This is a genomic window from Paenibacillus sp. FSL K6-1566, from assembly GCF_038050475.1.
GTDB lineage: Bacteria > Bacillota > Bacilli > Paenibacillales > Paenibacillaceae > Paenibacillus_AQ > Paenibacillus_AQ lactis.
On sequence record NZ_JBBOSR010000001.1, the window covers coordinates 1,741,597 to 1,755,785 of the forward strand.

The window sequence follows — 14,189 nt, forward strand, 5'->3', positions numbered from 1 at the left end:
AGGGCATAGAAGCCGGAATCCAGACAGGGCCAAAAAGCGGGTTCTGGCGCCCTAAAGAGCGAGGAGGTGGGCCGGCGTGGAGGTGGCGGTCGGAATTGCGGTCATAATCATCGCAGTTTTCGTTCCCGTATTTTTCGCTCGATTAAGACGTACACGGCAAGCTGCGAAGGGCGGTAACGTGATCGATCTGAAATCGAGAAGCCGAAGAAGCGGAGGTGCGGGCAGAGGACAGATCTGCAGCCGATGCAAGCAGCGGCGCAAGCTGACGTTTTATGCCGATGCTTCGGGGGCTGTCAGAGGATTGTGCAAGGCGTGCCGAAGAGAATTGGAGCGGCATCAGGAGCTGTATCCCGTGTAGAGCTGAGCATGTGCGAATGAGGAAGGGCGAGAGAGTCATATTCTGCGCCCTTCCTCTTTTTTGCCTAACAGCGATTGAAGGAATACTCTACATACTTGCCCTAACTACATTCATTTGTTCAACTTACAAAGGATTTCCTTACGAGTATAAACATAGCCATAGACTTAAGCCGATATCGTTTGTTATAACTTTCTCATGAGGCGAAGCTTTCGCTTCGCTCACTCATGATGTGCACAGCGAATAACAGTCTGTTCATCCACGGGAAGGGGTGTGCTTGGAACATGAACCGATTCGGCAGGCTGAATACGCTGCGAAATCAAATATTTCTCGGGTTTATGCTGGTCATGGTGATCGTGCTTGCGCTGGTAGGCGCATTTGTATACGAGCAGGTATCCGTGCTGCTCCGCAACAGTGCAGAAAAGCATATTCAGCAGACCGCCGTTCAAGCCACGGGCAAGCTGGATGTGCTGCTTAAGCAGGTCGATACGCTGACCGCCCAAGTGTCCACGAATGCCACGGTCCAGCGATTCCTGACCCAGGAAACCGAAGGCAAACCGATTACGTTCGGCGAGCGGCAGTCCTTGCAGCAGGAGGTTCGCAAATATGAGGCCTACGCGACCGGTATTCGATCGCTGGAGCTGTATACGACCGATTATCGGCGATTGTTTCCGCTGGATGAGGGGAGCCTGGCGAGCCGGGTGAGGGGCGAATGGATCGCGATGGCGGACGAGGGAATGGGCAAGCTTGTATGGTTCGGGCAGGATCCCCGGGATCAGGATGTGGTCGTAGCCATGCGGCGGGTCCGCCTGGTTGACCAATCCTTCGCACATGGCGGGTACTTGCTCGTCCGGCTGGAGAAGAGCTATTTCGAGCTCGCCGACTCGGCGGGCGATACGGGGCAATCCCGGGAAGCGATGGGGCTGTTCGATCAAGCCGGCCATGAAATATCCTCCGATTTCGACGTGACGGTGGATTCCAAGGAGATTTTGCATCGCGAGGGCGAGACGGTCACCATAGGTAACGAGGATTATATCGCGGTGCAGAAGCAGTCGGAAGCCACGGGGTGGACGCTCGTGATTTTGACGCCGGTGGATTATACGACAGAGGGCATTTCGGTGCTGCGGACGGCGGTTATCGTATCCGGCGCGGTCGGCGCGCTGCTGTTCCTAATCCTTAGCTTCATCTTGACGACGATGATTATCCGCCCGATTCTCAAGATGATCAAGTCGATGCGAGGGGCAAGGTTCGGCACGCTGAAGCCGATATCGGTCACCTCGAAGACGATGGAGATCAACGAGCTTACCAATACGTATAACCAGATGGTCGATTCACTTAACGAATTGATCGAGGTGGTGTATCAGAAGGAGCTTATCCAGAGCCGGACCGAGCTGAAGGCTCTGCAGGCGCAGATTAACCCGCATTTTCTGTTCAACACCCTGGAAGCGTTTTATTGGGCGCTCGATGATCAGGGCGAAGAAGAGCTGGCTCAAATCGTAGTGGCCATGTCGGGCTTGTTTCGTTACGTGATTAACCGGAAGGATGAGGATGAGTGGGTGATGATCGGCGATGAGCTGGATCATGCCGAGCGCTATTTGATCATTATGAAAATGCGGATGCTGGACCGCCTCTCTTGGAGGATTGAAGCGGACGAGGCGAGCAGGGCGGTTCCGATCCCGAAGCTGCTCATCCAGCCTATTGTGGAAAATGCGATTCTCCATGGCGTGGAGCAGCGGCTCGGACCGGGCACGGTCATCGTGCGGGCACAGCCATCCGAACGGCCGGGGCATACGGTGGTGTCCGTATCGGATGACGGACCCGGCATGGACGGGGAAACCCTCGCGTCCTTGTATGCCTCCATGGAAAAAGGGCATGTGCCGTCTTCCAAAAACAGCGGCGTCGGCCTGTCCAACGTCGAGCAGCGCTTGCGGTTGTACTATGATGCCGGACAAGCGGGCTTGTGCATTCAGAGCGAGGCAGGCGCAGGAACAACCATCTCATTTGAGATCCCGAACGTGTACCGTAGAAATCCCGGGGAGGAAGAGACGCATGAAGACGATATTGATCGTGGATGATGAACCGAGAACAAGAGAAGGCATTCGAAAAACACTGGAAGCATGGTCTTCCGGACGCAACCGGATCGAGACCGCTGCCAGCGGCGTTGAGGCGCTGAAATGGCTGCAGGAGCACGAGGCGCAGCTCATTGTGACCGATATCCGCATGCCGGAAATCGGCGGGCTGGAGCTGATCGAGCGACTGCAGGATCTGAGGCATCCTCCGGTGATTATCGTGATTTCCGGTTATTCGGAGTTCGACTATGCAAGGAAGGCGCTCCAATTCGGCGTGGTGGACTATTTGCTCAAGCCGATCGATAAGCGGAAGCTCGTGGAAGCGGTGGAGATGGCGCTTCAGCGCGGCGACCAGAAGGAGCGCGTAGCGCGGATGGAGAAGCTCGTTGATCCGAAGCTCCTGGAGGCAGCAGGGCAGGAGAAGGTGTACAGCGTTCAGGTGCAGGAGGCGATGCGGTATGTGGATGAGCATCTCCAGGCGCAGGTATCCCTGAAGGAGGTGGCTGAAGGGCTTCACTTGAATGCGAGCTATTTCAGCGTATTGTTCAAGGAACAGACCGGGCTGACCTTCAGCGAATATTTGACAAGACGGCGCGTGCAGCGGGCGAAGGAGCTGCTGGCGGCAACACCCCTGTCCGTTGCTGAAATCGCGGAGCAGGTCGGCTACCAGACATCCAAATATTTTGTCAAAGTGTTCCGGGACATGGAGCAGGTAAGCCCGAGCCAATACCGGCAGAGCGTGACGGATGCAGGAGAGAAGATCCAATAATAGTGGAATTAGACCCAATCGTTATGACCTTATCCGTTCATCCCCTCATTGCTACAATTGAACTAAAGCGGTTTCATTACGCAAAAGACATCCTAAAAAAGGGGTTGGAAACGTGTTCAACAAAAAATGGACAGTTCTTCTTCTGACATTGTGCCTGGCTGTATTTGCGGCAGGCTGCGGATCGGGCGGCGGTACCGAAGGGGCCGGCGGCGATAAAAGCAGCGGCAGCGGCGAGGGAGAGAAAGTAACCGTAAACTTCATGCATCTGTGGCCGGCCGGCGTATCCGCGGGCCAGAACAAGATCGTTAACCAGATCATCGAGGATTATCAGAATGAGAATCCGAACGTGACGATCAAGCAGGAGGTTCTGGATAACGAGCAGTACAAGAACAAATTGAAAGTGCTTTCTGCATCGAATGAGCTGCCGGATGTCGGCGTAACATGGGCTGCCGGATTTTTAAAGCCTTATGTGGAAGGCAATCTGTTCGCGCCTGTCGATGATCTGCTCAGCGGCGAGCTGAACGGAAAATTCGTCTCGGGTACGACGGAGGCCTATGCGATCGATGGCAAGACCTATGCGCTGCCGCTGGAGTTCAACATCGCTCCGGTGTACTACAATAAAGCGATTTTTGAACAGTATAACCTGCAAGTGCCGCAGAGCTACGAGGAATTCAAGCAGATTGTGAAAACGCTCTCCGATAACGGAATCGCACCGATTGCGTTGGGCAATAAGGATCGCTGGACCGGCTCCCTTTGGTATATGTACCTCGCTGATCGGATCGGCGGACAGGACACGCTGGCGAACGCGATTAGCGGCGACGTATCGTTTAAGGACGAATCTCTTGTGAAGGCTGCCGCAGAAATTCAGTCGCTGGTCGACGGCAATGCTTTTGTCAAAGGGTTCAACGGCTTGTCCAACGAAGAGGCCAAATCCGAATTCCTGAACGGCAAAGCTGCCATGTATATGATGGGAACCTGGGAGCTGCCGAACTTTACGACCAATGAAGAGATTCCGCAGGAATTCCGCGACAGCGTCGGATTTTTCAAATTCCCGACGGTGGATGGCGGCAAAGGCGACATTAACAGCTGGGTTGGCGGTCCGGGCGTCGGACTGTTCATCTCCGAGGACTCCAAGGTGAAGGAGGAAGCGAAGAAATTCGTGGAGTACTTCGTCACGAAATGGGGCGAGCAATCGGTGACCGGCGCGGGCGTCATTCCGGCAACGAAGGTGGATACCGCATCGCTGGAGCTTCCGCAGCTGTATATCGACCTGTTCAACGAAATGAACCAGGCAAGCAGCATTACCTTGTTTGCGGATGTCCAGATGGAAGCGAATGCAGCCGAGACGCATTTGAATATGATTCAGGCCCTCTTCGGCAAAGCGGTCACGCCGGAGAACTTCTCGGACGAGCACGACAAGGCCGTATCCAAAGGGAAATAAGACGATCAGGCAACCAAGAGACTGGGAATCCCATTTATCCGGCAGCGATGCCGGATAAATGCTTCCTGGAGGACCGATTCGGGAAAGGAGTCGATAACTTTGGATAAAGTAATGTCCAATAAAAAAGTCATTGCCTTGTACGTGCTGCCGGCTTTGCTTGTGATCATGGCGATCGTGTATATTCCAATCGTGCTTACGGCATTTTACGGCCTGAACGAGTGGAACGGCATCGGCGCGATGACGTTTATCGGGCTGGACAATTACCAGGCGCTGTTGTCCGACGGCAAGTTCTGGGACAGTGCATGGCACTCGCTGCTGCTTGCGGTATTCTCCGCGCTCAGCCTGATCGTTTACCTGGCTGTGGCGATGGTGCTGTCCTCAAAGATTAAAGGCGCCGGCCTGTTCCGCAAAATCTATCTGATTCCGATGCTGCTGTCTTCCGTAGCCATAGCGCAGCTGTGGCTTCGCATGTACCATCCGACGAACGGGATCGTGAACAGCTTCCTGGAGTCGATCGGGATCACGAACCCGCCGGCCTGGCTCGCCGAGCCTTCGCTGGTGCTGTACGCCCTGTTCATCCCGATTTTGTGGCAGTATGCGGGCTTTTACATTCTGATCTATTACGCCGCCCTCAAGAACATCCCGGCATCGCTGGTGGAAGCGGCGAAGATCGACGGGGCGACCTCGCTGCAAATTGCATTCCGGATCAAGCTGCCGCTTATCATGGAAGTCATCAAGGTAACGATTGTACTCGCCGTCGTCGGCTCCTTGAAATATTTCGACTTAATCTTTGTTATGACCGACGGAGGACCGAACGGCGCGAGCGAGGTTATGGCGTCCTATATGTACCATACGGCCTTCCGCGCTTATGATTTCGGTTATGGGAGTGCCATCGGCTTCTTCCTGCTGGTCATCTGTCTGCTGGTGACTTGGGTCATTCGGAAATTAACGGCAACCAAAGATACGATCCAATATTCATAAGGAGGGATGTTTCATGATTCAAGGAGCCGCAGGACAGCTCCGGAGCCGTCCATCCCGATCTGGCGGCGGGGGTGCGCGTAAGCTGGGGTACACCCTGCTGTATGTCGTGCTGATCGGAGTGGCGGTATTCCAGCTGTTTCCGCTCGTATGGCTGCTGCTGTTCTCGCTGAAGAACAACCAGGAAGTATTCGATCTGCCGCCATTGTCGCTGCCGATGAATCCGCGCTGGGAGAACTATGAAAAGGTATGGAGCGCGGGCAACATCAGCGTGTATTTTCTGAACAGCGTCTGGATTACCGTCGCCGCCACCGTATTGACGATTATGCTTGGCAGTCTCGTGACGTTTGCCATAACGAGAATGAAGTGGAAGGGCAGCTCCTTCGTTCTCGGCTTATTCATGGTTGCGATGATGATCCCGGTTCACTCCACGCTGATTCCGTTGTTCAGCCTGTTCAACAAAGCCGGGCTGACCGACCATCCGGTGTCGCTCATTCTTTCGTATGTGGCGTTCAATATGCCGATCACGATCATGATTCTGCTCGGATTTTACTATACGCTGCCGAGGGAAGTGGAGGAGGCCGCAGTCATGGATGGCTGCTCGGTTCACCGCGTATTCTTCCGGATTGTGCTTCCGATGACAGGCTCGGTATTGGCCACGACGGCAATCATCAACATGATCTATAACTGGAACGAGTTTATTTTCGTGAACACGTTCATCAGCTCGGATATGTTCAAGACGCTGACCGTGGGGGTCCAGAACTTTATCGGGCAGTATACGACCGATTGGGGAGCCATCGGCGCGACGCTGATGATCAGCATTTTGCCGATTCTGCTGATGTTCCTCTTCCTGAGCGACCGGATTGTGGAAGGCATTGCAGCCGGTTCGGTGAAGGGATAATTGCATGCGTTTTGATAAAGGGTGACAAGTAGAGTCACATATTAAGCAGCCCGGTCTCAGAATGAGAGACCGGGCTGCGGCATTGATATCGTTGACCATGACAGATTTGGTGTATCAGACCCACCCGAGCGCTCGCGCGGCTTGGGCGACAATAAATGTAACTAGAATCGCAATGGCCGTCGGAATGGCAAAGGACAGGAAGGTCCACTTGAAGCTTTTCGTTTCCTTCCAAATATTGAACAAGGTCGTGCCGCACGGATAGTGAAGCAGGGAGAACAGCATCATATTCAGCGCCGTCAGCCAGGTCCAGCCTTGATCCACGAAAATCTGCTTCAAAGCAAACATGTTCTCCACCTCGGTCAGCGACCCGGTTGCCAAGTACCCCATTAGGAGGATCGGCAGCACGATCTCGTTCGCGGGCAGTCCGATGATAAACGCCATCAGAATGAAGCCGTCCAATCCGAGCGCCTTGGCGAACGGATCCAGGAATTGGACGAAGTGAAGCAGAATGCTCGTATCCCCGATATAAATATTCGCCAGAATCCAGGTGAGCACGCCTGCCGGCGCGGCAACGATAACGGCTCGGCGCAGAACATAGATCGTCTTGTCGAGCGTTGCCCGCAGAATGGTATTCAGTATTTTCGGCTTCCTGTAGGGCGGCAGCTCCAGGGTATAGTGGGAAGGAACGCCTTTGAGCGCCGTTTTGGACAAGGTCCAAGACACCGTCAGCGTAACAACGATCCCCAAGAGAACCATGCCCATAACAACCGATGCGGTTACGAGCGTCTGCAAGCCCCCTGAAAAACCTGCAGCCATAAACAGGGAAGCCAGCAGAATGAGCGTCGGCCAGCGTCCGTTGCATGGCACGAAGTTATTGGTCAGGATGGCCAGCATCCGCTCGCGCGGCGATTCGATAATCCGGGTTGACATAATCGCTGCGGCATTGCAGCCGAACCCCATGGCCATGGTGAGGGATTGCTTGCCGTGAGCGCCTGATTTTTTGAACAGGCGGTCGAGATTGAAGGCAACCCTAGGCAAATATCCGTAGTTCTCGAGCAGGGCAAACACCGGAAAGAAAATCGCCATCGGCGGCAGCATGACACTGATGACCCAGGCGGTGCCGCGGAACAATCCAAGGATCAATATCCCATGCAGCCAATCCGGAGCGTGAACCGCTTCGAATGCCGCCGTCAGATAGCCTTCAATCCAGCCGAAGAAGCTTGACAGCATGGAGGAGGGGACATTGGCTCCGGCAATCGTCAGGTAAAATATAACGCCGAGCATGGCCAGCATGATCGGGAACCCCCACAGCTTGGAGGTGAATATCCGGTCCAGGCGCTCCGAACGGTACAATCGTTCGCGATCCGTGACGGTGACCGCTTCGGCGCACAGCTCTCTGGATTTTTTGAACAATTCCCCGACGATCGACTCCCGGACGTCATCCACCTGGTCGGCAGGAATGCTACCGGTTAGTGCTTCCAAGCGCTTTAGCTGCTCCATAAATCATTCCCCCTCTATCCGAAGCGGCAAGTTTCTGTTTCAATGTGTCGATCAGTTTCCGGTCCCCGTCAAGAAGACGGATTGCCAGCCATCTTGCCGGATATTCATCGCCAACGATCAGCTTCAGCTCCGTCTCAAGCTTGGCGATCTCCTCCTCCAGCCGTTCGTTATATTTCATGCGGTAAGGAGTCGTTCGAATGCTTCCTGTGCACATGAGAAGCAGCTGCTCGGACAGCGTATCCAGGCCTTCATTGTTTCTGGCGGATATCGGGATAACCGGAACGCCGAGTTTTTGCGCAAGCTTGCCTGCATCAACCTTAATGCCTTTCTTCTTCGCCTCATCCATCAGATTGAGGCAGACGATCACCCGGTCCGTCATTTCAAGCACTTGAAGCGCCAAATTCAGGCTGCGTTCCAGCGCCGTCGAGTCCAGCACCAGCAGCGTCACGTCCGGTTTCTCAAAGACGATGTAATCGCGGGCTACCTCTTCGTCCGCAGAGTTGGAGAACAGGGAATACGTTCCCGGCAGATCGATGAACCGGAAACGGGAATTCTTGTATTCGTAATAGCCGCTGGCCAAGCTTACCGTCTTGCCCGACCAGTTGCCGGTATGCTGCTTGAGGCCGGTGAGAGCGTTGAACAGCGTGCTTTTTCCCGTATTCGGATTCCCGGCCAGTGCAATCGTATAAGTTCTCATGACGGCATCACCTTGCCCCAGATTAACTGACTCTCCTCTTGTCTCAATGCGATGACCGTACCAGCTACTCTATAAGAGATGGGATCTCCCAGCGGACTCGCCTTCAGCACTTCAATGACGGCCCCCGGAACAAAGCCCAGGTCCAGAAGCCTGCGTTTAAGCTCACCCTGTATATCGACTCGCTCAATCAGGAAACGTTCCCCGAGAGACGCCTGATGCAAATGCTGCAAAATATTAGTCTCGTCCATAAAGTTTAACCTCTCCCTATTAAATTGGTCCGAGCATATATTGTTTCCTTAAAGCAACTTTACGCCTATAGTATGACCGATTCGCTCTATTGTCAACTGGCAGAAGAAATTTTTTCTATTCAGATTCCGATTCGGATATTGCCGGATCACCCATACTTCCTCTTTTGCTGGATCGTTGGTCGGTTGCCACGGAAGAGGACGGCTTGACGATTAGATTATATGACGTTTCTAATGCAGAATTGGGATCATGATGGATTGGCATCATGGTGGACCTGGCATTACGACGGACTGGTATTATGGTGGACCCGACATTATAGACCTGGCGTCATTATGGACTAGTAATAGTGGATTGGGATTGCGGGGAATGATGATCCATGATATATCTATATATGAGCAATTATTCATATAAATATTCATACGATCAGGGATAAGATTACATTTTAAAGATGAGGTGAACCGGACATGATTTATGATTCGATCGTTATAGGGGCAGGACAGGCTGGAATGGCGGCAGGGTATTGGCTGAAGCGGGAAGGGCAGCATTTTCTCATATTGGACCGGGGGAGGGAGGCGGGAGAAATGTGGAGTTCGCGTTACAAGTCGTTGAAGCTGTTCACCCCGCGAACCCACAGCGCTCTCCCCGGGTTGAAGCTTGAAGGGGATCCCATCGGCTTCCCGAACAAACAAGAGATGGCTGCTTATTTGAAAAAATACGCCGCGAAGTTCGAGCTGCCGATTCGGTTCGGGAGCGAAGTGGTCGCTGTCCGGAAGGAGGAAGGGACCTTCCTGATCCATACCGAGCGTGAAGTATTCCAATCACGTGCGCTGATTGTGGCGACGGGCCCGTTCCAGCAGCCGAGAGTTCCCGATTTTGCTTCACATCTGCCGAGGGACATTATGCAGCTCCACTCCTCTGCCTATCAAGAGCCTTCCCAGCTTCAAGACGGGCCGGTGCTCGTCGTTGGCGGCGGCAACAGCGGAGCCCAGATTGCGGCGGAGCTGGCCGATACCCGTGAAACTTACCTGGCACTGGCTGAGCAGCCGCGGTACTTGCCTATGTCGCTTTTCGGCCGCAGCCTGTTCTGGTGGCTGGATCTCGCGGGCATTTTGAGAGCCGATTCATCTTCTTGGGCAGGACAACGATTACGACGTCAAAGAGATCCGATCTTCGGCTATGAATTGAAACAAGCGGTGAAGTGCGGTAAAGTGGTGTTAAAAACGAGAGCCGTCCATGCCGGGGCTGCCGGCATTCAATTCGCCGATGGCTCCCGGCTGACGGTCCGGAACATCGTTTGGGCGACAGGCTACGTTACATCATACGGCTGGCTGCAGGTGGATGGGGCGCTGGATGCCAACCGGAAGGTTGTCCATACGCGCGGCGTCGGTCCGATCGAGGGATTGTATTATGTCGGATTGCCTTGGCAAACGCACCGCGGCTCATCACTGCTGGCCGGTGTCGGCCGGGACGCCCGCGAGGTTGTGCGAGCGATGATGATTCAGAAAGAGGGGATAAGGAATGGAAAAGGAACACCATGAGCTTCTACATGAGGAGCAGGCGATGGAAGCGTCCCGGCTGCTTAAAGCGATATCGGATCCGACGCGGATCCGGATTCTGCATCTGCTGTCCCAAGAGGAATGCCCCGTGGGTCATATCGCCGAGGTGCTCGGCATGAGCCAGTCTGCGGTATCCCACCAGCTAAGCTATCTTCGAAGCTTGCGGCTGGTCAAATACCGGAGAGACGGCAACACGTATTACTATACATATGAGGATGAGCATGTCATCGGCATTCTGCGCCAGGTGCTGGACCACCTTGCTCATTAAGGAAGCTTGAACTGAAAGCTTAACCTGCTTGACATGACAGGCGACTTGGCTGTAATGTATTGGGAAATAAATGTTCGCGAAAATAACGATGACCAAGGACATGAGTCCGCAGGATCCGGCGAGACAGAGAAGAGGCCCACGGCTGAAAGGCTTCGCTCGCAAGGCTGCGTGCTTCCTACCTTGCAGTTGCCCTGGCCTTGTGCAAGCAAGCCGGTGCCGGCACGGCCCGTTACAGCCGAGGATAAGGATCTTTCCGAGACCGCTCTTTGGCTATTTCGGAAGGTTGAATTAGGGTGGTACCACGAGCACATTCGTCCCTTTGGGATGAATGTGCTTTTTTATATTTGCCCGATCGATTCAGCCCTGGCTGCCGCTGTTGGTCGGGCCCTATCAGGTATTCGTTCACGAACGCTACGAAATAAAGGAGGATGATGGACATGCGGCAAAGCCGACTGCTCATGAACACGAAGCGCGACGTGCCGTCCGAGGCGGAGGCGCTGAGCCACCAATGGATGCTGCGCGGAGGTTATATCCGTCAAAACGCGGCAGGGATATATTCCTATCTGCCGCTTGGGCGGCGCGTGCTGCGCAACATTGAAGAGATCGTGCGCCAGGAGATGGATGCCTTCGGCGCGCAGGAGCTGCTGATGCCCGCGATGCAGCCGGCCGAGCTGTGGCGGGAATCGGGAAGATACGGTGTGTACGGGCCGGAGCTGATCCGGCTGCATGATCGCCATGAACGCGAGTTTGTACTCGGACCGACGCATGAGGAGGTCATCACCTCGATCGTGCGCCAGGAAATCGCTTCGTACCGCTCGCTTCCGGTGAATTTATACCAGATTCAGACGAAATACCGCGACGAGCGCCGGCCGCGATTCGGCCTGCTTCGGGGACGGGAATTCTTGATGAAGGACGCATATTCCTTCGACAAGGACTGGGAAGGCCTCGATCGATCGTACCGGATCATGTACGAAACGTATGAGCGCATCTTCAAGCGCTGCGGCCTGAAGTTCCGGGCGGTTGAAGCCGATACGGGGGCGATGGGCGGACAAGGGGAGACCCATGAATTTATGGCGCTTGCCGATATCGGGGAGGATACCATCGTCTCCTGCAGCGTATGCAGCTATGCCGCCAATCTGGAGCGGGCTGAGATGAAGTATCCCGCGAATGCCCCTGACGCGGAGATTGAGGGCCGGAACGCTTTGAAACCGGTGCTGGTTCGGACGCCGAACGTTCGGACGATCGCGGAGCTCACCGCTTTTATGGGGATCGCCCCTGAACAGGTGATCAAGACGTTGATCTACCGAGCCGACGATGAACTGGTCGGGGTGCTCGTCCGAGGCGACAGGGAAGTGAATGAGCTAAAAGTGAAGGGATACCTAAAGGCCGAGAGCGTGGAGCTGGCAGGCGCAGAAGAGGTGGCGGAGGCTACGGGAGCTCCGATCGGATATGCCGGCCCTGTCGGGCTATCGCTGAAGCTGTTGGTCGACCGTGACGTTGCCGCAATTTCCGAGGGAGTCACGGGTGCCAATCAAGCCGATGCCCATCTTACGGGCGTCCGTCCCGGCCGGGATTTTCCGCTTGCGCATACTGGCGATTTCCGCAATGCGACCGAGGGGGATGCGTGTCCCCGCTGCGGCGGACGGCTGCAGTTTCATCGCGGCATCGAGCTCGGGCATGTCTTCAAGCTTGGCACCAAATACAGCGCGTCCATGAACGCGATGTTCCTGGACGCGGACGGGAGACAGAAGCCGCTGATTATGGGCTGCTACGGAATCGGCGTGTCCCGCGTCATGGCAGCGGTCGCCGAGCAGCGCATTTCCGGCGGACGGCTCGTCTGGCCGATGGCGATCGCTCCGTTTAAGGTGCACATTATCCCGATAGCGGTCAAGGATGAAGCCCAGATGCGTCTCGCCGAACAGCTGTACCATGAGCTTGCAAACGCCGGTCTTGAACCGCTGCTGGATGACCGCGATGAGCGGGCCGGCGTCAAGTTCAAGGATGCCGATCTGGCAGGCGCGCCGCTGCGGTTGATCATTGGCCGCGGGGCCGCCTCCGGCGAGGTGGAGTGGATGGGCGAGGACGGGATTAAGCTTCCATTGAAGGCGGATGAGGCCGTTCGCCGGGCAAGGGAGACTGCTGCCTCCAGCAGGTAAAGCTGATCTCCAATCCCTGACAGCAAATAGATGTACATCAGATGATTCAAATTGCGTGGCTGCACATCGGCCCGTATCCTTCAGCGGGCCGAGACGATCAAGGGAAGCGCACCTTTAAATTGCTTGGGTTCATGCGATGGTAAGCCCAAGCTTGTGTCCATGTTGGGAACGGGCTTATGATGGTAGGGATAGGAGTCGAAGCGACAGACCGATGGAGGTTTTTTATCTGTATGAATAACAATCGCAAGGGAGACCATCCGGATATTTGCCGTTTGGATGAGCACGAGCTGATTCAAGTCAAAATTACGCTGGCCAATCCGCTTCGCTGGGTGAACAGCTACGTACTGCAGGGGGAAGAAGGGGTTACCATCCTGGACCCGGGCCCGCGTACGGCTGACTCGGAGCAGGAGTGGCTGAACGCCCTCTCCAGTCTGAGTATCGGCTTCGGGGACATCGCTAGCGTGGTGCTGACCCATCATCACCCCGATCATTACGGATTGGCCGGCTGGTTCCAAGAACGGTCCGGGGCTGACGTGTGGATGTCGCAGCGGGCCCATGAGGAGGCCGGGCTGATGTGGGGGACGAACTCGAGCATGGATCGGGTGCTCCCTGCGTATTTCCGCCGTCACGGCATGCCGGAGGCGAGGCTTGCGGAGCTGCCGGGGCATTTGAACAGCTTCTTTCCCCAGGTGACCCCCCAGCCGAAGGTGTCTTTTCTTCATAAAGGGGTGCCGCTGCGCATGGGAGGCCGCTTATGGCTGCCGATCGAGACGGCCGGTCATGCGCCGGGCCACCTCTCATTCTTCCACGAAGACAGCGGGTCCCTGTTATGCGGCGATGCCGTGCTCCCGCAAATATCGCCTAACGTGAGCCTGCTGCCGGGAAGCGATCCCCGGCCGCTGGCTTCGTTCCTTGCAGGGCTGCGCTGCCTGCGGGAACTGCATGTCCGGACGGCGTATCCCGGACACCGTCACCCGTTCACGCATTTCCGTGAACGGATTGATGCGCTCCTCCTTCACCATGAGGAGCGGCTGAGTGACATCGCCGGCATGCTTGGCGCTGCCGGGCGACTCACCGCCTTCGAGGTATGCACCGCCCTCTTCGGCGATAAGCTCGGCATCCATCAGCTGCGCTTCGCCATGTGCGAAGCGCTTGCCCATCTTGCCGAGCTCGTATCCCGCGGCCACGCGGAGCAGCTGGATGCAGGGGATGGCACAAGCTATTTCGCTGTGCGGAAGCGCCCCTGATCCAGA

Annotated in this window: 13 protein-coding genes; 10 read left to right on the forward strand and 3 right to left on the reverse strand. The window is 55.5% G+C overall.

All coding sequences use genetic code 11. From position 1 onward, the window contains the following. The first annotated feature begins 76 nt into the window (after window positions 1-76). The 6 genes from NST08_RS07375 (at window position 77) to NST08_RS07400 (ending at window position 6,513) form a co-directional block, all read left to right on the forward strand. Window positions 77-358, forward strand: a complete 282-nt coding sequence (locus NST08_RS07375; RefSeq protein ID WP_213616066.1) for a hypothetical protein — start codon at window positions 77-79, stop codon at window positions 356-358. A 281-nt stretch (window positions 359-639) separates the two neighbouring features. After that, a complete protein-coding gene (locus NST08_RS07380) occupies window positions 640-2,430 on the forward strand; it encodes a cache domain-containing sensor histidine kinase (RefSeq protein ID WP_213616068.1) in 1,791 nt (596 codons plus the stop codon). Next, window positions 2,405-3,193, forward strand: a complete 789-nt coding sequence (locus NST08_RS07385; protein WP_341341652.1) for a response regulator transcription factor — start codon at window positions 2,405-2,407, stop codon at window positions 3,191-3,193. The genes NST08_RS07380 and NST08_RS07385 overlap by 26 nt, the downstream gene beginning before the upstream one ends. Before the next feature lie 112 nt (window positions 3,194-3,305). Beyond that, window positions 3,306-4,634 (forward strand): extracellular solute-binding protein, encoded by a 1,329-nt coding sequence (locus tag NST08_RS07390; protein WP_341341653.1) that lies wholly within the window; start codon window positions 3,306-3,308, stop codon window positions 4,632-4,634. A gap of 99 nt (window positions 4,635-4,733) precedes the next feature. Next, window positions 4,734-5,615: a carbohydrate ABC transporter permease gene (locus NST08_RS07395; protein ID WP_028406781.1), complete on the forward strand. Its 882-nt coding sequence runs from the start codon at window positions 4,734-4,736 to the stop codon at window positions 5,613-5,615. Between the two features lie 13 nt (window positions 5,616-5,628). After that, window positions 5,629-6,513 (forward strand): carbohydrate ABC transporter permease, encoded by an 885-nt coding sequence (locus tag NST08_RS07400; RefSeq protein ID WP_007130775.1) that lies wholly within the window; start codon window positions 5,629-5,631, stop codon window positions 6,511-6,513. A 114-nt stretch (window positions 6,514-6,627) separates the two neighbouring features. On the opposite strand, the gene NST08_RS07405 is transcribed toward NST08_RS07400, so the two are convergent. Genes NST08_RS07405 through NST08_RS07415 form a run of 3 tightly spaced genes read right to left on the reverse strand, consistent with a single transcriptional unit; the run spans window position 6,628 to window position 8,958 of the window. Beyond that, entirely contained in the window at window positions 6,628-8,013 is a 1,386-nt protein-coding gene (locus NST08_RS07405) for a nucleoside recognition domain-containing protein (RefSeq protein WP_341341654.1), read from the reverse strand. Then, window positions 7,976-8,710 carry a FeoB small GTPase domain-containing protein gene (locus tag NST08_RS07410; protein WP_210095148.1) on the reverse strand — a complete coding sequence of 245 codons (735 nt, stop codon included), beginning with the start codon at window positions 8,708-8,710 and terminating at the stop codon, window positions 7,976-7,978. Before NST08_RS07410 ends, NST08_RS07405 begins: the two co-directional genes overlap by 38 nt. After that, entirely contained in the window at window positions 8,707-8,958 is a 252-nt protein-coding gene (locus NST08_RS07415) for a FeoA family protein (protein WP_007130772.1), read from the reverse strand. Before NST08_RS07415 ends, NST08_RS07410 begins: the two co-directional genes overlap by 4 nt. A gap of 462 nt (window positions 8,959-9,420) precedes the next feature. On the opposite strand from NST08_RS07415, the gene NST08_RS07420 reads away from it, so the two are divergent. The 4 genes from NST08_RS07420 to NST08_RS07435 all read left to right on the forward strand — a co-directional run bounded on the left by NST08_RS07420 (window position 9,421) and on the right by NST08_RS07435 (window position 14,183). After that, entirely contained in the window at window positions 9,421-10,494 is a 1,074-nt protein-coding gene (locus NST08_RS07420; protein WP_341341655.1) for a flavin-containing monooxygenase, read from the forward strand. Further along, window positions 10,475-10,780: an ArsR/SmtB family transcription factor gene (locus NST08_RS07425; RefSeq protein WP_007130770.1), complete on the forward strand. Its 306-nt coding sequence runs from the start codon at window positions 10,475-10,477 to the stop codon at window positions 10,778-10,780. The genes NST08_RS07420 and NST08_RS07425 overlap by 20 nt, the downstream gene beginning before the upstream one ends. Window positions 10,781-11,217: 437 nt before the next feature. After that, complete coding sequence (locus NST08_RS07430) at window positions 11,218-12,936, forward strand: proline--tRNA ligase (protein ID WP_341034106.1); 1,719 nt, start codon at window positions 11,218-11,220, stop codon at window positions 12,934-12,936. Between the two features lie 230 nt (window positions 12,937-13,166). Beyond that, window positions 13,167-14,183, forward strand: a complete 1,017-nt coding sequence (locus NST08_RS07435; RefSeq protein ID WP_340901226.1) for an MBL fold metallo-hydrolase — start codon at window positions 13,167-13,169, stop codon at window positions 14,181-14,183. Window positions 14,184-14,189 lie beyond the last annotated feature (6 nt).

What these genes read in the sequence shown, in the direction of transcription:
- NST08_RS07430 (WP_341034106.1), top strand. Translation starts at nt 11,218, where the DNA reads ATGCGGCAAAGCCGACTGCTCATGAACACGAAGCGCGACGTGCCGTCC.
- NST08_RS07400 (WP_007130775.1), top strand. Translation starts at nt 5,629, where the DNA reads ATGATTCAAGGAGCCGCAGGACAGCTCCGGAGCCGTCCATCCCGATCT.
- NST08_RS07420 (WP_341341655.1), top strand. Translation starts at nt 9,421, where the DNA reads ATGATTTATGATTCGATCGTTATAGGGGCAGGACAGGCTGGAATGGCG.
- NST08_RS07410 (WP_210095148.1), bottom strand. Translation starts at nt 8,710, where the DNA reads ATGAGAACTTATACGATTGCACTGGCCGGGAATCCGAATACGGGAAAA.
- NST08_RS07380 (WP_213616068.1), top strand. Translation starts at nt 640, where the DNA reads ATGAACCGATTCGGCAGGCTGAATACGCTGCGAAATCAAATATTTCTC.
- NST08_RS07425 (WP_007130770.1), top strand. Translation starts at nt 10,475, where the DNA reads ATGGAAAAGGAACACCATGAGCTTCTACATGAGGAGCAGGCGATGGAA.
- NST08_RS07415 (WP_007130772.1), bottom strand. Translation starts at nt 8,958, where the DNA reads ATGGACGAGACTAATATTTTGCAGCATTTGCATCAGGCGTCTCTCGGG.
- NST08_RS07385 (WP_341341652.1), top strand. Translation starts at nt 2,405, where the DNA reads ATGAAGACGATATTGATCGTGGATGATGAACCGAGAACAAGAGAAGGC.
- NST08_RS07405 (WP_341341654.1), bottom strand. Translation starts at nt 8,013, where the DNA reads ATGGAGCAGCTAAAGCGCTTGGAAGCACTAACCGGTAGCATTCCTGCC.
- NST08_RS07435 (WP_340901226.1), top strand. Translation starts at nt 13,167, where the DNA reads ATGAATAACAATCGCAAGGGAGACCATCCGGATATTTGCCGTTTGGAT.